Below are 17,175 nucleotides of genomic sequence, written 5' to 3' on the forward strand. Positions count from 1 at the left end.
CTTACGTACTGATCAAAGGAGATTGCATGTTATGGAAGTTACTATCAGTAAATATTCGTTTGTCTTCCAGCCTGACGAAGTGGGGATGGCCTTGGTCGATGACCTCAAGCAGCGTTTGCGACAGGCACTGGCCGAGCGCTTCCCGGATAAAACGAAAGGTTGGTACCACAGCTGCAATTCCAGGGCACACGTGACGATTTGTGCCTTTGAGGGGGATGAGAAAAAACTTGCTGCCGCTACTTTGGCTTTGCAGGAGGCTTTAGCGTATGAACGCAGTCAATACGTTTATTTTGATCATTTTTCTTCCTTCCCCACCGGTGCTTATTATATTGCGCCCACTGTGCATGCGCGGAGTTACTTAAAGGACCGTGCGCGTAAAGTGGTGCAGACGCTGGCAGCATTTGATCTGATCGAAGTCAGCGACGAACCCCATATTTCTATCGGCCGCCGCCTGGAGACCGGGCAGCTGGAGCTTGCAAAAGCCGTATTACGCGCAGTGGACCTGAGCTTTATGTGCAAGGGCGTGCATGTCCGGCGCTACAATCCGGACATGAAGCAGTATGAGGGGCTCGACTTTATCGGATTCGGCAATCAGTCAAAGGAAAATTCGGGTCAGCTTTCATTTAAATTCTAATTATATGGCTGTTTAATTGTCTAATAATGTAAAGCTTTTTATCTTTATGCCTAGCAATAGAACATATTGTCCTTACAGTTAGCTATGCATCACGACGATTCCCATCATAAATCATTATCCGATATCCACGAAAGCGTGGATGTCAATAAAGGAAAAACCAAATTTAAAAAGATATTGAGTTTCTTCGGTCCGGCCTACCTGATCAGTGTGGGATATATGGATCCGGGCAACTGGGCAACAGACCTTGCAGGCGGTAGCCAGTTTGGATATACGCTGATCTGGGTGTTGTTGATGAGCAATATTATGGCACTGTTGCTGCAGAATCTCTGCGCGCGTCTGGGGATTGTACGTGGAAAGGATCTGGCGCAGTGCAACCGGGAGACTTATCCCAAGCGCATGAACTTTATCCTGTATGTGCTGGCCGAGATCGCGATTGCTGCCTGTGACCTTGCTGAAGTACTGGGGATGGCAATCGGCCTCAATTTGCTTTTTGGTATCGACCTGCTCTGGGGGGTACTGATTAGTTTTGCAGATACCTTTCTATTGTTATATCTGCAAAAGCTGGGGATGCGTAAGATGGAGCTGTTTATTATTGGGCTCATATCGTTGATAGGCATGTGTTTTTTGGTCGAAATGTTTTTGGCAAAACCGGATTTTGCTGAAGTGGCCACCGGATTTATTCCCAGCATCCCGAATAGCGCGGCGCTCTACATTGCCATTGGTATTATCGGTGCGACGGTGATGCCTCACAATTTGTACCTGCATTCGGCACTGGTTCAGACCCGTAAGATTGACCGGAATGAGGTTTCGATCCGGAAATCATTAAAATACAATTTCTGGGATAGTGCCATCGCTTTGAATCTCGCGTTCTTTGTGAACGCAGCCATTTTGATATTGGCTGCATCGGTATTCCATAAAAACGGTATGCATGATGTCGCTGAGCTGGAAGACGCTTACCATCTGCTGGGCAACCTTTTAGGAACGGAGTGGGCTTCCAAGTTATTTGCTGTGGCGCTGATCCTGGCTGGGCAGAGCTCAACAGTGACTGGTACCCTTGCTGGACAGATCGTGATGGAGGGCTATCTGCGGCTGCGGATCAGTCCGACCTTGCGCCGGATCATTACCAGGCTGCTTGCGATTGTACCCGCTGTATTGGTGATTCTGATCTCCGGAGAGGGCCGTGTGGGACAGCTGCTGATCTTTAGTCAGGTCGTGCTCAGCATGCAACTGGCCTTTGCCGTCATTCCACTGATCCATTTTGTCAGTGATAAAGTCAAGATGGGCGATTTTGCCATTAAACCGGTGACGAAGATCTTTGCCTGGCTGATTGCGGCAGTCATTGCCGTTCTGAATTTTAAATTGGTATACGATGAGGTCGTGGGCTGGATCGCCGAGGCAAACAATCCGATTGTGACCGTACTGTTGGTTGTTGGCGCCCTGGGCTTATTCTTGCTGTTGGTCATGACCGTTCTATATCCTATCCTGCGCAAATCAAAACCGACAGAGCTGGAGGTGCATCCGCCGTTTGAGGCGCTGCATTTCGAAGACAAGGGATCGTTCAAAAAGGTCGTCATAGCGCTGGATTATTCTAGCTCCGATCAGAAAGTCATTCAGTACGCCTTACAGCTATCGCATGCCGACACGACCTTTGTCGTGGTTCATATCGTAGAGAGTGCATCGGTCAAATATACGGGCGAATCGACAGATGATTTCGAATCCCGTCAGGATCTGGAGCGGCTCAAGCTCTATGCCGACTTCCTACTTTCCAAAGGGCATCAGACCGAATATGAGCTGGGGTATAACAACCGGATCAAAAGCATTGCCGAGGTGTGTGAAAAGTACGGTGCAGATTTGCTGGTCGTAGGCAGCCACGGTCATACTGGTGTGAAGGACTTTGTTTTTGGGGAGACGGTCAACAAGTTGCGTCATGCAGTAAAGATTCCGGTATTTATTGCGCAATAAGATGTCGTGTGCTATCTGAAAGATCCACTGTCTATTCACTGTAATTTTATTGCTGAAAAAGTGCGGCACCAGGTCGGTATGTTCTAAATAATTCTTATTTTTGCGTCATCAAATCAAGATATGAGCGACGCTATTAAACACGAGTGCGGAATCGCACTAATTCGCCTGTTAAAACCCTTATCTTATTATCAGGAAAAATATGGTACGCCATTCTATGGCATCAACAAATTGTACCTATTAATGGAGAAGCAGCACAACCGTGGACAAGACGGGGCTGGAATTGCAACCATTAAGTTTGATGTTAAACCTGGAAATCGTTACATTTCACGTTACAGAGCCATGGGTTCATCTGCTGTGGCAGACATCTTCGAATATGTGCAGAAGAAATTTGCTTCTGTGCAGAAGGCTTTTCCAGAGGAGTCAAAGGATACCCAATGGTTAAAGGATAATGTTAGTTTTACCGGTGAAGTACTATTAGGACATTTGCGCTATGGAACGCACGGCAAGAACAGTATTGAAAGCTGTCACCCCTTTTTGAGACAGAACAACTGGATGTCCCGTAATCTGGTTGTAGCGGGCAACTTTAACATGACCAACGTGGATGAGCTGTTGCAGCAGCTATATGAGCTTGGGCAGCACCCGAAAGAAAAAGCCGATACCGTTACGGTGCTGGAAAAAATCGGCCACTTTCTCGACGATGAAAACCAGGAGCTTTTTGACCAGTTCAAAAAAGAGGGCTACTCAAATATTGAGATCAGCTCGTTGATAGCCAAAAATATTGATGTTGCCAAGATTTTAAAGCGTTCGGCGAAGACTTGGGACGGCGGTTATACGATCGCCGGTATCTTTGGTCACGGGGATGCCTTTGTGATGCGTGATCCTGCGGGAATCCGTCCGGCATTCTACTATCAGGATGAGGAAATTCTCGTTGTGGCCTCCGAAAGGCCCGTGATTCAGACAGCTTTTAATGTACCTATCGGTGCGGTAAAAGAAATCAAGCCCGGACATGCACTGATTGCGAAGAAAGATGGTACAGTGACTGAGGAGATGTTCAGACAACCTGTCGAACAACGTTCCTGTTCGTTTGAGCGTATCTATTTTTCCCGTGGATCGGATGCGGATATCTACAAAGAACGTAAAGAACTGGGCCGCCTGCTCGTGCCGCAGGTACTGGAGTCAGTAAACAATAATATCAAAAATACCGTATTCTCCTTTATTCCTAACACGGCCGAAGTGTCGTATTACGGCTTGATGGACGGTATCAATACCTATGTCAGGGATTTTCAAAAAGAAACCTTGCTAAACCGTTCGGATAAAATTTCGGATGCCGAGCTGAATGAGATTTTGAGCATCAAACCGCGTTTTGAAAAACTCAATGTGAAAGACGCCAAGTTGCGTACATTCATCACTCAGGATGCAGACCGAACGGATATGGTGCAGCACGTCTATGATACCACTTATGGTATCGTGAAGGATCACGAAGATACGATTGTCGCCATCGACGATTCGATCGTGCGGGGGACAACCCTCAAGCAGAGTATCCTAACGATTTTGGACCGTCTGAATCCTAAAAAGATTGTGATTGTCTCGTCGGCACCACAAATCCGTTATCCGGACTGCTACGGTATTGATATGTCACGGATGGGTGAATTCGTTGCCTTTGAGGCCGCGATCAATCTGTTGAAACAGAGCGGTATGGCACACGTCATTGATGAGGTTTATCAAAATTGTGTACAGTCTATGCTGCAGGATGTAAATGAAATTGAGAACTATGTAAAGGCCATCTATGCGCCGTTTACCGATGAGGAAATTTCTGAAGAGATCGCACGTATTGTGAGACCTCACCATCTGAAAGCCGAATTGCAAGTTGTGTACCAGACCCTTGACAATCTACATAAAGCCTGCCCTGCGCATAAAGGGGATTGGTATTTCTCCGGAGATTACCCGACGCCGGGAGGTAATAAGGTGGTCAACAAGGCGTATATGAACTGGATAGAAGGTAAAAATGTACGCGCGTACTTCAGCAATTAGGTACAAAAAAAATCAAGATAGGGGATGCATTTATGCATCCCTTTTTTTATATATTCGTAATGCGGATCATATTCCCTAAATAACTGATTGCATGAGAGGACCTTTTTTCTATGTTATTTTTCTTTTTGTACTGGCTTCCTGCGGCATCACGCACAATGTGCCCAAAGGTCCTTACCCCAATTCCTTTGACAAACCCAACATCGTCAATTCCTTTGTAGACCAAAACGGTAATTTCTATCCCGACAATTGGCGTAAAACTTATGGCGAGCCCCCAAAAAGTGGGGATATCAATGCCTATTCACTGATGAAGATTGCTACGGAAAAAGGCATTGAAAAGCAATTGAAGAGCTTTGAGAAAACGCGCATGTTGGCGGTGAGTAGCAAAGTTAAGTCCAAGGATCGGGTCTTTATTTTTGTACATGGGTTCAATGCCCCTTCGGATGAGGTTAACGTGAGTTATGAGTATATGCGCAAGTTGATCAAGCTCAATCCGACCAAGGATGAGGTGATCAAGTTTTACTGGGACGGACTACATACTACAAATCCCTTCAGTGGTGCGAAAGTATGGTTTTCCGCCACCTCGTTCAGCCAGATGGCGGGTGAGTTTGGATTACGGAATCTGCTGAACAGCATCCATAATAAAAAGATTATCCTGATTTCGCACAGCCGTGGTGCATCCGTTGTCCTGAGTGCGCTGAGCAGTGCAACCTTTAGCGAGAGTTTTGCCAAAGGAACATTGGAAAACCACAATGTGGATGTCAGTGATGTGAAAAAACTTGCTGAAAACGGTAACGATATTACCTGTATCATGCTTGCACCAGCCATAGGTATTGATGATTTTAAGATAAAGGATATCGTCAGTGGAACCGATTCATTTTGTACTTTAAGCAAGCAGGTCAAGAAGATCCATATTACTGTCAACAATACGGACGTGATGTTAAAGAAATTTGTCGGTTTTCTGTCCAATAAGCTGAAGGCCACCGATCTCGGGTATAAAGTGGATGTATGCAATGAGCTGATGAAGCATTATCCCATCATTAAGTATACGGATTTTACAGGCATGAAAAGTCACAATTTTAACAAATACATCCGGAATCCCAAGTTTAAAAGTCTATTAAAAGCAGAGGGAATTGCTGTAAATCGTTAAGCACATGAAGCACATTTTTAAAAGTCTCTATTTTCAGGTCATCGTGGGAATATTGGTCGGTATTTTCTTTGGGGCCTTTTTTCCGGATTTTGCTGTCAAGCTCAAGCCTCTTGGGGATGCCTTTATCAAGTTGATCAAGATGGTAATCGCACCATTGATCTTCAGTTCGATCGTGATCGGGATTGCGGGGATGAAGGATGTAAAGAAAGTAGGAAAAATAGGGCTGACCTCCATTATTTATTTCGAGATCATGACCACCGTAGCCTTGATTATCGGTTTGGTCTTTGTGAATATCATTGAGCCGGGCAGAGGGATGAATGCCGATCCTGCCAGTCTGGATATCTCTTCAGTGTCTCACTATATTGCCGAGTCCAAGAAACCCCACACATTCATGGATTTTGTCATCGGAATTATCCCGGACAATGTCATTGCCTCGGTCGCTTCCGACAATTTGCTGCAGGTGCTGGTTTTTGCCGTATTGTTTGGTGTCGGGATGACAAAGATCGGTCAAAAGGCTTCTGAACCCATTATCAATGTTCTGCAATCTTTCCTTAAGGTACTTTTTTCCATTATTAAGATGGTGATGTATCTGGCTCCTATAGGTGCTATGGGAGCGATGGGATTTACCATAGGCGCTTTTGGAATCAAGGCCCTGACTAAATTGGGAATGCTGATGCTAAGTTTCTATCTGACCTGTATTATCTTTATTGTTATTGTTATCGGGGCGGTATTGCATTTCTATGTCAAGGTCAATATTTTCAAATTTTTAAAATACATCAAAGGAGAGATCCTGATTGTACTGGGAACGTCCTCTTCGGAATCCGCCTTGCCGGGCATTATGCAAAAAATGGAAGAAGCTGGCTGCGCCAAATCAGTTGTGGGGCTGGTGATTCCCACCGGATATTCTTTTAATCTGGATGGAACGAGTATTTATCTGACGATGGCGGCGGTATTCATTTCACAGGCACTCAATATGCACCTGAGCCTGGAGCAGGAAATAACGCTGCTCTTGGTACTGCTGTTGACCTCCAAAGGTGCTGCAGGGGTGACGGGAAGTGGTTTTGTGACTTTGGCTGCCACGCTGCCTGTCGTTGGCCACGTACCTATGGAATCCGTGGCCTTAGTCTTCGGCGTGGACCGTTTTATGAGTGAGGCAAGAGCCATCACCAATCTGATCGGTAATTCTGCGGCTACGTTGGTCATTTCCAAGTATGAAGATAGCCTGGATGAGCAGCTTCTTCATGAAAAACTTGGCTGATACTCGGCAGAAACGACTATGTAAACGTATTTTCGGTACAAGCGATAAGTCTAAACGAACAAGAGCCCGGTACTACCGGGCTCTTGGTTGTCATGGACAAACTATCTTATATGTTCAGGAGCTGATTATAGTTCTTTCTTGGTGTTTTCCATTCCTTGAGTCAAATCCAGAGCACCATCAACTTTTTCGTTGAGCAGTGCCAGCTTAATCACCTGGGACATTTCGGTCACATAGTGGAACTGCATGTCTTTGATATAATCTTCTTTGATTTCCTGGATATCTTTTTCATTGGATTTGCAAAGGATAATGTCTTTGATATTGGCCCGTTTGGCCGCTAAGATTTTTTCCTTGATACCACCGACAGGGAGTACTTTTCCGCGGAGTGTAATCTCTCCTGTCATCGCCAGCTTCTCTCTCACTTTGCGTTGTGTGAATAAGGAAGTCAGTGCTGTCAGCATGGTTATCCCTGCCGATGGGCCATCTTTTGGAATAGCACCCGCAGGTACGTGGATATGGATATCCCAGTGGTCAAAGACCCGGTAGTCGATACCGAAAGAAGCAGCATGTGCTTTCAAATACGCTAAAGCAATGGATGCCGATTCTTTCATGACATCGCCGAGGTTACCTGTCAGACTCAGGCGGCCTTTACCAGGACTCAGGGACGATTCAATAAAGAGAATGTCACCACCTACAGATGTCCATGCCAATCCTGTCACTACACCGGCTACATTATTGTTTTCGTAAATGTCTTTGTCAAAGATTGGCGCCCCGAGGATGTCCAGGACATCCTGTTCGTTGATACTTGGGTTATAATCTTTCTCCATGACGATGCGTGTAGCGATACCGCGGACAATCGAGCCTATTTTCTTTTCCAGTCCGCGTACACCGGACTCACGGGTATAATCTTCGATAATTTTTTCGATGATTTTGCCCTTCAGAGTCACATCTTTGGCTGCCATTCCATGCATCTCGCGCTGCTTTGGAAGCAGGTGTTTTTTGGCGATTTCTATTTTTTCCTCAATGGTATAACCGTTGACCTCAATGATTTCCATCCTGTCCAATAAGGCGGGTTGGATAGCACTCAGGGAGTTGGCTGTCGCGATAAACATCACCTTGGAAAGATCGAATTCCATTTCTACATAGTGATCATAGAAATGCGTATTTTGTTCTGGGTCGAGGACTTCCAGCAGGGCAGAAGAAGGGTCGCCTTTAAAGTCAGCGCTCATTTTATCGATCTCGTCCAGGATAAAGACGGGATTAGCTGCACCTGCTTTTTTCAGCGACTGGATGATACGGCCCGGCATTGCACCGATATAGGTTTTGCGGTGGCCTCTGATTTCGGCCTCGTCGCGCACGCCACCCAAGGCCATACGTGTATATTTGCGGCCCAGTGCTTTCGCTATGGAGCGTCCCAGGGAAGTTTTGCCGACTCCCGGAGGGCCTACCAGGCAAAGAATCGGCGCCTTCATATCATTTTTTAGCTTCAGTACCGCTAAGTATTCAATAATCCGTTTTTTTACTTTCTCCAGCCCGTAGTGATCCCTATCCAGGACTTTTTGGGCTTTATTTAAGTCAAAGTTGTCTTTGGTAGTTTCGTTCCATGGTAGATCGAGCAGCAGTTCCAGGTAATTGAGCTGTACGGAGTAATCTGCGGCTGCAGGATTGATCCGGGACAACTTCTCCAGCTCTTTGTTGAAATGCTTTTCGACATCGACATTCCATTTTTTTGTCTTGCCGCGTTTTTTTAACTCTTCGAGCTCTAGGTCAGGCGTATTGCCACCAAGTTCTTCCTGAATGGTTTTCAGCTGCTGATTCAGGAAATAATCCCGTTGCTGTTTGTCCAGATCGACGCGTACCTTATTTTGAATCTGGTTTTTGAGTTCGAGCATCTGGATTTCGGCGGTTAGCAACTCGAGCAGTAGCTTTGCGCGGTTTTCCACTTTGGCTATCTGGAGCAGCTCCTGTTTTTTGACCATCTCCACATTGATATTGGACGAAATGAAATTGATCAGAAAAGAGGGGCTTTCAATATTTTTGATTGCGATTCCTGCCTCACTGGGCAGATTTGGTGAAAGTTGGATAATCTGTAGTGCCATTTCTTTCAAGGTCGAAATGGTCGCCTTGAAATGCTTGGTCATCTTTGGCTTGGCTTCAGCGAACTTCTCCACACGAGCCTTGAGATAGGGCTCGGTTTCGACGATTTCGACGAGGTTAAAGCGCTGTTTGCCCTGGATGATGACGGTGGTGTTGCCATCAGGCATCTGGAGCACCTTGATGATGTGGGCCACAGTACCTACTTTGTTTAGTTCTTCAAACCCAGGGTCCTCTACGGTCATATCTTTCTGTGAGACCACGCCTATTGTCTTATTGCCTTTGTAGGCATCTTTGACCAACCTGATGGATTTATCTCTTCCGACGGTAATGGGAATGACAACACCGGGGAATAACACGGTATTGCGTAAAGGCAAAATAGATAATGCTTCTGGAATTTCAGCATTTGCCATATCGTCTTCATCCTGTTGTGTCAATAGTGGGAAGAATTCTGTATCTTCTGCAACGATTGGAATTGCCTGACTGAAATCAAAAGTTTCGAATTTGCTCATAGTGTTTATTTTGTGTATTTGGCAGTCGCTGACATTTTGTCGGCCAACGTTCAAATTTTAAGCTTCAAATAGTGTTTCCCCTATATTGCAAGCGGAGTGCCAATTGCTAAAAGGTAGCAAAATTACAAATCTATTTTCGAGAATATGAAAAAAAGGCAGGTTAAATAAAATTTATCTGCCATTTGTTGGATAAATAGGCATAATAATTGTAATATTGGAAGGTGAAAGAATAATCGTTGGCAGGAAATCCAAAATGAAGTGTACCCTACTTTGTTGTTTGAAAGGGTAACAAATGTCCAGTAACGACCATTCAACAGAAATATTGATAAAAAACGTAACAATTTAGATATGAACTTAAAATCACTTAAATTAGGTTTGTTTACCGGAGTTTTTGCTTTGACAGCACTAAGCGTCAATGCGCAGCAACAAAAGCAGACAGAACATAGCAACGCGAATGTGCGCATGGGTCAAAAAGCGCTTTTGGACGGTGACTTCAAAAATGCGGAGTCTTATTTAACAAAAGCTTTGCCGCAAGAGGGAAAAGACCCGGATGTACTGTATATGCTGGGATACTCTCAATTTCAGAACGGTGATTACAAAAAATCAGCAGAGACGTTTGGAAAGGTCGTCGCATTAAGTCCAAAAAACGCCAATGCACTGTATTTCAAAGCAAAAGCAAATAACAATCTAGCGGTTCAGTCGAATAACAAGATCTCCGTTGCAAATAAGGAGCAGTTGTTGCGCCTTGCGATTGAAGACTATTCAAAAGCGATTGCAATCACGTCAACAGATCCTAAATTTTACCAAAATAGGGCGATTGCTAACCGCGATCTAGGTATTTTAACCGGTACTGCCGGAACACCGAACTACAATAAGGCAATGGCGACCGATGCGTATAATAATGCGATCAAAGATTACGAAAAAGTATTGAGCTTTGACGCATCCAAAAAAGATATCCAGACAGAGATCAAAAAAGCAAAGGTATATAGAGACAACTTGAAATAAGCTAGATGATATTTCAAAAAAAAAGGAAACTCTCGGGTTTCCTTTTTTTTTGGATCTATGCGCGGTGACCTGTACTGGGCAGTGAAGCCGCCCATGCTATTTGAGTCATAATTCCAAAACGAAATAAGCTTCTGGCTGTTCTTTTTATGAATCAACAATAAAAATAACAATATGGAAACGAATCGTTTGTCAAAGGAAATGGAAGACATTCTAATCAGTCAAATGACAAAAGAGGCTGAAGCGTCCCAGATTTATCTTGCTTTGGGCGTATGGGCCGATGATCAGGGATACGGAGGAATAGCCAATTTTCTATATCGGCATGCGCAGGAAGAGCGCAACCATATGACCAAGATCATGGGGTATATCCTGGAAAGAGGAGGCCGGCCCCGGATACAGGCAATCGCAGCTCCGCCCGCCGATCCTCAGACCTTGACCGAATGTTTCAACCGTGTATTTAAACATGAAGTAGACAACACGGAAGCAATTTATCGGATTGTCAACCTCGCTATGGAACAGAAAGACTGGGCGACATGGAATTTTGCACAATGGTTTGTCAAAGAGCAGATCGAGGAAGAGAAGCTCGCGCTTGAGCTGATCGACAAGCTGAAGATTGCAGGGGGCGACCGTGCTTCGGACGAGTCACTATTTGCGTTGGATTCTTCGTTGGAGCAAATGCCGGATGACGTACCATTGGCGAGAGAGTCAACAGCAGATGATCCTAAATAAGATGGAATTGGCTAGTCGTTGTTTGCGAATGCTGACGATGTCATCATATGACGCTGTCCTGTTGCCAATATAACGCATGAGCATTCATGCTTTAATGAAGAAGCGTGAATCAATAAGTGTGATAGTTAAAAAAACAGGAGCCGATTCGGCTCCTGTTTTATATGTGATATTATTTTATGGTGAAGGGCAGGTAGACGCCTACCGTAATATTTCTTCCCATATTATAAACCCCGAAACTAGGGTCGTCTTGTGATAATCTTCCCGGCCGTAATCGGCTCAGGGCATCATAATAACGTTTGTCCGTCAGATTGGATGCCGAAGCGTACACCTTTAGCGGCTGCCTTCCGACATGTAGTGTCGTCCCCAGAGACGCATTGAGCAGTGTGTATGAAGCTGCTGCCGTTTCGAAGGTTTCGTCGATTCGATTCTGTTTAAAATAATTGTCCAGTCCGACAGCGAAGTAGAAGGCGTGCAGACCTCGGATCTTAGGTTCCAGTCGTAATGTGTTGTGTAACACAGCGGCAGGAATCAAGGCTAGGGGCCGGTCAAAGGTATTGTTTTGTGCGTGCGTATAACTGAAGTTGTTGTCCAGATGGATCCAGTTCATCAGGTGAAAGTTTAGGCTTCCTTCAAACCCGAAGAGGTTGGCGTTTACCTGCCCATAGCGATATACGTCGTAGGTATGGGTATTGTCGTCCTCGTCCACGATCGTTTTTACGTCACCTTTCTGAGCCGATGCGTAGATGAAATTATGGATATAATTCTCGTAGATTCCGATGCTTCCCGTCACGATGCTATGACCAAACTCAAGCGTGGCGTCAGCCTGATAACTCCGTTCCGCCTTCAGATTTTCGTTGCCGATTTCATAGCGGGCGGTTCCCTCATGGACGCCGTTAGAGCCCAGCTCGGCTGGGTTTGGAGCCCTAAAGGCCGAGCCTGCGTTGGCTTTGAAATTGAGATCTTCACTGAAGCTATGTGTAAAGCCCAATGCCGTACTGACGTTGCTGAATTTGTTTCTGAATCCCGGGAACTGTTCTTCATCATCCACGATAAGCTGCTTGCCTTTACTGTTGACATAATCGTAACGCAGGCCTAGACTAAAAGTGTTGGCATCCCAGGTCTTTTTGGCGTATCCGAAGGCGCCCAGTTCGACCTGGTCATAGGCTGGAATCAAAAATTCATTTCCTTTATTTACACTATGTTCCTGACTGGCACTGATCCCAAAGACCTTTTGCCAGCCGTTGGTTTCGCCCAGATAGTATTTGGCATCCAATGAATAGGTGTTGAGATCAAAAAATAGTGAGGGAGTCGCTTCTTCCAGTTCCCGGCGTTGGTTTTTTTGATACCCTAGATCCAGTTTCAGGTGACCTGTACCGATCACAAAATTGTTGTTCATAGAGACCTTATAGTGGCGGATATCCTGTTTTGGGTAATCCAGACGACGACTTTTGGAGTTGCCATATAGCACATCTCCCGGTTCGGCCTCATGAAAGCCAATGTTATTTTTCAGGTACGAGAAGTTTAGGTGGGAAAATCCCCATTGCTTGTTGAGGCCGACCATACCGCTGGCACTGCTGTTGTTGAAGCCGCTATTGATGTACCTGCCTGCTGGCGTATTATACGCATAGGCATTCTGATAAGATCCGCGTCCACGCCAGACAAAGCCATTCTGATTACCTGTTAGCATCAATGAATTGTTTGTCAACCCATTATTTGTCGAGTAGCTGGACAGCAGTTCACCTTTTATTTCACCGGGAGCTGGGGCATTGGGATCCAGCACATTGATGACACCGCCAATGGCATCCGATCCGTACATGAGAGAAGCTGCTCCACGTAGTACTTCAACGCGATCGGGCTGGTTTTGGTCGATCTCGATACCGTGTTCGTCCCCCCATTGCTGTCCCATTTGTTTCACACCATTATTGACGGTGACAACACGGTTGTAGCCCAGTCCACGGATGACAGGTTTGGAGATGCCCTGTCCTGTCGTAACCTGGCTCAAACCCGGCACCTGGCGTGCTAAGGCATCAATAAAATTTGTTGCATTTCCCTGCAGCTCATCTTTGGAGATTACGGACACGGAGGTGCTGTTGCGCCGGCTCTGTGCGGTCACCAGTGTTCCTGTCACCACGACCTCATTGGTCTCGATGATACTTTCCGTAAGCACAACATCCAGGGTGACATCTTCGGCGGTCAGGTCCACGGTTCTGATAAGTGACTGGTAGCCGATGTAGCGCACTTCGATGAGATATCGCCCGCTGGAGGGGAGGGATTTGAAAGCGTATCGCCCAGCTTGATCGGAAGAGGTGCTTGAGCGAAGCTGCAATAGCGATATTGTTGCGCCGGCAATAGGCTGGCCTGTTTTGGCATCGGTGATTTTGCCGGATATGCTTGCAGCAGTTGCCGAAAATAGGTAGAAGGAGCAGACAAATGTCAATATGCTGCCCAATATGTAGTTTTTCATCTGTAATTATTTTTTTAGGTGCTGAACAACATGTCACAGCACGTTGGTCGTTTTTGGAAAAAAGATCATTATCATGCAAAAGCAGCAACGTCGCTACTCCATGCGAGTTGCGTTTCGCTCCATTTAGCGTGATTGATCAATTTGTTGTTAAAAAGGAAATTAACAGATGGGGGGACCGCGATTGCCGGACAGCAGCACTTCGGCTTTTTGATCGACGATCAGGAACAGGCCAAACGTTAAGGTGCGTTCGGGCAGCAGGAATTCGGTCTGGTCAAAATGAAATAGCAGCTGTGTGTGCGCGTTCTGGTCACATATGGAACATTTGGGATGGTCCGCATGCTGTTTTTTAGTACAGGTATCCACGACGGACAAGTGGGCGTGCTCGTGTGAATGGGTATAGACAATGAACTGACCTATTAAGAAAGTCAGCAAGAGCGTGAATGCTGCTAGCTTGTTCAATGATATACCTCGCACGTTGAAACCACCTGTTTTAAACCCTTGATCCCAAAGAATCAAGGGAGCCCCTGTAATAAGTGCTGCTTTTTACAGCAGCAGACAGGGCAAATATAAGCAAAATAATAAACAAGCAATTGTGTTGCATTTATTATTTTTATTTTTTTACTTGGACAAAGTGGCCGATAATTTCATATTGGTTGGGATCCAGCCCCTGTACGTCCTGAAGTTTGACGATGCGGTAGAGCGAGTCGCTGTAATAATCCAGTTTTTCGTCACTGTCATAGAGTGAATTGGTAATTTTTTTTACGATATGTATATGTTTTACCTTTTCGTTTTTGTCAAATTCGATCCGTAGTTTTTGTATTTGCAATGTTTTCTTTTTGGCTGTAAACTCTGTAATACAGTCAACGGAGCTCACCTGATAAAGCGAGGGATCAAAATTTTTACTGATATCGGCAGACTGGAAGGCAGACAATTCGTTTTTCCAATTGGCGATCTTGAGTTCGCGCTGTTCTTTCTCTCCATCCTTGTTGACGGATTTCAGTACCGTGGGGTTTGATTGCTGCAGGCGTTGCGCTTCGGCATTAAAAAAGGAATCCACGGAGAAAATATCCGTTGTTTTCTTGTTGCTTTTTTGTCCTGTGGGTGTGCTGCAACTCCAAAAAAGCAGCGCACTGCCCGCTAACAAGGGGAGTGCGCCACGTAAGTTTTTATACAATTTATTATTCAGATACCAATACATTTCCTGTCATTTCAACGGGAATATCGACACCCAGCAGTTTAAGGACCGTTGGTGCAATATCTCCTAATTTTCCATCTGCAATTTTTTTGTATTGATCATCGATCAGGATACAAGGAACCAAGTTGGTGGTATGCGCAGTGTTGGGCGAACCATCCTCATTGATCATAAACTCGGAGTTGCCATGGTCGGCAAGGATGATAAAGGAGTAGCCATTTTTGAGTCCAGTTTCCACCACCGTTTGGGTACATTGGTCAACAGTCTCTACAGCTTTGACTACCGCTTCAAACACACCTGTGTGGCCTACCATATCCGGATTCGCAAAATTCAGGCAGATAAAGTCGGGCTGTAAGGTTTCCATGTCTTTGACGATAGCTTCGGTGACACCTTTAGCAGACATCTCGGGCTGCAGATCGTAGGTGGCGACTTTTGGTGAAGGTACCAAGAGGCGATTTTCGCCTTTGAACTCCTGCTCGCGGCCACCGGAGAAGAAAAATGTCACATGTGGATATTTTTCCGTCTCGGCAATACGGGTCTGTGTTTTGTTGTTGGCTTCGAGTACTTCACCCAGTGTATTGGTTAAATTATCTTTCTGGAAGACAACGCGTACGTTCTGGAAGGTGTCATCGTACGAGGTCATCGTGATGTAGTACAGATCCAACGGCTTTAAGTCGTATTCAGGAAAAGCCTTTTGGGTGAGCGCAATGGTGATCTCACGTCCACGGTCTGTCCGGAAATTATAGCAGAAGACCACATCACCTTCCTGAATAGTTGCTAACGGAGTACCTGCGGCGTCGACTAGGGCGATGGGTTTTACGAACTCATCAGTGACCCCCTCATCGTAGGACTTTTGGATAGCAGCAACCAAGTCGGTAGATTTTTCTCCTTGGCCCTTCACCAGCAGGTCATAGGCCAGTTTAACGCGTTCCCATCGATTATCGCGGTCCATTGCATAATAGCGGCCAATTGCTGAGGCTAAGGTACCGGCACTGTGTCCCAGGTATTCCTGAAGATCCTTTACATAGCCGATACCCGAATTTGGATCGGTATCGCGGCCATCCAAAAAGGCGTGGATAAATACCTGCCTGCTACTCAGTCCTGCATGTTTGGCGGCGTCGCATAAGCCTTTCAGGTGTTTGGTATGGGCATGTACCCCTCCATCAGAAAGCAGACCTATAAAATGTACTTTTTTATTGTTTTCGATTGCATATTTGAATGCGTCCTGAATTACGATATCGGTGTTAAACACACCGTCATTGACGGCTTTGTGGATTCGCCCAAGCTCTTGGTAAACAATCCTTCCGGCGCCGAGATTCATGTGGCCGACTTCGGAGTTGCCCATCTGTCCATCAGGCAGGCCAACGGCTTCACCGGAAGCTTCCAGCGTGGAGTTGGGATAGGTTTCCAATAAATGATCTAAAAATGGGGTACTGGCAGCTTCAACTGCGTTTGATTTATCATGTTTTCCATATCCTAGTCCGTCTAGGATCATGAGTGCAACTTTTTTCTTATTCATCGTATAACAAAGATAACCTTAATTTTAGATACTGTCAATGCATGTTCAAAAACTTCCCTTGTTTATATGCAATAATTTCATAGGTTTGTGGCATAGTTTATGTGCTGTAAACTATGCTTACCTAATGATTGATTGTATCTGCTATGGAAACTGTTCTATATTATTTTTGAGCTATATGAAAATTTTAAGCCATTGCGTATTCATATTTGTTTATAGCCTTTTCATACACACTGACGCCCTCGGGCACCTATCAAAGGATTTAAACGCAGTTCGGCCAACAATATGGGCGGAGGAAGAATCTTTGGGCAGTATTTCGGAGGAGCTCAAAACCTATTTGAAAGAAGGTAATGCCAAGAACTTAGCGAAATATTTTGGTTCCAATCTCACCTTATCGTTGTTGGGTGAAAATGGTGTCTATACAAAATATCAGTCAGAAATTATGCTGGGGACTTTTTTCAATCAGCACAAGCCCAAAGCCGTGAAACTCACGCAAAACAGCAGCACTAATAATGGCTATCAGTTTTTTACGTTTTCATTGACTACTGAGCAGGCCAGCTACCGGGTGTTTATCAAGATCGGGACGGGGTCCAATCACAATACCATTGAGGAGCTCCGGATCGACAAAAGCTGATTG

General features: G+C 45.3%; 13 protein-coding genes. 8 read left to right on the forward strand and 5 right to left on the reverse strand.

Translation table 11 applies throughout. The annotated features are described in order from the left end of the window. Nucleotides 1-31 precede the first annotated feature (31 nt). The 5 genes from K7A41_RS20360 (at nucleotide 32) to dctA (ending at nucleotide 7,032) form a co-directional block, all read left to right on the forward strand. Entirely contained in the window at nucleotides 32-634 is a 603-nt protein-coding gene (locus K7A41_RS20360; RefSeq protein ID WP_028070038.1) for a 2'-5' RNA ligase family protein, read from the forward strand. 84 nt (nucleotides 635-718) lie between these two features. Beyond that, nucleotides 719-2,596 carry an Nramp family divalent metal transporter gene (locus tag K7A41_RS20365; RefSeq protein ID WP_265715226.1) on the forward strand — a complete coding sequence of 626 codons (1,878 nt, stop codon included), beginning with the start codon at nucleotides 719-721 and terminating at the stop codon, nucleotides 2,594-2,596. 120 nt (nucleotides 2,597-2,716) lie between these two features. Further along, nucleotides 2,717-4,627, forward strand: a complete 1,911-nt coding sequence (locus tag K7A41_RS20370) for a class II glutamine amidotransferase (RefSeq protein ID WP_265715228.1) — start codon at nucleotides 2,717-2,719, stop codon at nucleotides 4,625-4,627. Nucleotides 4,628-4,718: 91 nt separating this feature from the next. Continuing rightward, on the forward strand, nucleotides 4,719-5,774 hold the full coding sequence (locus K7A41_RS20375; RefSeq protein ID WP_265715229.1) for an alpha/beta hydrolase: 1,056 nt from the start codon (nucleotides 4,719-4,721) through the stop codon (nucleotides 5,772-5,774). Between the two features lie 4 nt (nucleotides 5,775-5,778). Further along, nucleotides 5,779-7,032 carry a C4-dicarboxylate transporter DctA gene (gene dctA / locus K7A41_RS20380; RefSeq protein WP_028070042.1) on the forward strand — a complete coding sequence of 418 codons (1,254 nt, stop codon included), beginning with the start codon at nucleotides 5,779-5,781 and terminating at the stop codon, nucleotides 7,030-7,032. Nucleotides 7,033-7,157: 125 nt separating this feature from the next. Here the strand turns inward: dctA and lon are convergent, their stop codons facing one another. Continuing rightward, a complete protein-coding gene (gene lon, locus K7A41_RS20385; protein WP_265715231.1) occupies nucleotides 7,158-9,635 on the reverse strand; it encodes an endopeptidase La in 2,478 nt (825 codons plus the stop codon). Nucleotides 9,636-9,983: 348 nt separating this feature from the next. Between lon and K7A41_RS20390 the strand changes: the two genes are divergently transcribed. Together K7A41_RS20390 and K7A41_RS20395 are read left to right on the forward strand one after the other, a co-directional pair. Further along, entirely contained in the window at nucleotides 9,984-10,640 is a 657-nt protein-coding gene (locus K7A41_RS20390; RefSeq protein WP_265715232.1) for a tetratricopeptide repeat protein, read from the forward strand. 171 nt (nucleotides 10,641-10,811) lie between these two features. Beyond that, nucleotides 10,812-11,366 carry a ferritin gene (locus K7A41_RS20395; RefSeq protein ID WP_028070045.1) on the forward strand — a complete coding sequence of 185 codons (555 nt, stop codon included), beginning with the start codon at nucleotides 10,812-10,814 and terminating at the stop codon, nucleotides 11,364-11,366. Nucleotides 11,367-11,535: 169 nt separating this feature from the next. Here the strand turns inward: K7A41_RS20395 and K7A41_RS20400 are convergent, their stop codons facing one another. The 4 genes from K7A41_RS20400 to gpmI all read right to left on the reverse strand — a co-directional run bounded on the left by K7A41_RS20400 (nucleotide 11,536) and on the right by gpmI (nucleotide 16,541). Further along, nucleotides 11,536-13,830 (reverse strand): TonB-dependent receptor, encoded by a 2,295-nt coding sequence (locus K7A41_RS20400; RefSeq protein WP_265715233.1) that lies wholly within the window; start codon nucleotides 13,828-13,830, stop codon nucleotides 11,536-11,538. A 159-nt stretch (nucleotides 13,831-13,989) separates the two neighbouring features. Beyond that, entirely contained in the window at nucleotides 13,990-14,289 is a 300-nt protein-coding gene (locus tag K7A41_RS20405) for a hypothetical protein (protein WP_265715234.1), read from the reverse strand. Nucleotides 14,290-14,440: 151 nt separating this feature from the next. Beyond that, entirely contained in the window at nucleotides 14,441-15,028 is a 588-nt protein-coding gene (locus K7A41_RS20410; protein ID WP_265715235.1) for a hypothetical protein, read from the reverse strand. Continuing rightward, nucleotides 15,009-16,541, reverse strand: coding sequence for a 2,3-bisphosphoglycerate-independent phosphoglycerate mutase (gene gpmI / locus K7A41_RS20415; RefSeq protein WP_265715236.1), 1,533 nt, complete (start codon nucleotides 16,539-16,541; stop codon nucleotides 15,009-15,011). The genes K7A41_RS20410 and gpmI overlap by 20 nt, the downstream gene beginning before the upstream one ends. A 175-nt stretch (nucleotides 16,542-16,716) precedes the next feature. Here gpmI and K7A41_RS20420 point away from each other — a divergent pair, with 175 nt between their 5' ends. Then, nucleotides 16,717-17,172: a DUF4783 domain-containing protein gene (locus tag K7A41_RS20420; RefSeq protein ID WP_028070050.1), complete on the forward strand. Its 456-nt coding sequence runs from the start codon at nucleotides 16,717-16,719 to the stop codon at nucleotides 17,170-17,172. The last annotated feature ends 3 nt before the right edge of the window (nucleotides 17,173-17,175 follow it).

This window comes from Sphingobacterium sp. InxBP1, from assembly GCF_026191775.1.
Classification (GTDB): Bacteria; Bacteroidota; Bacteroidia; order Sphingobacteriales; family Sphingobacteriaceae; genus Sphingobacterium; species Sphingobacterium thalpophilum.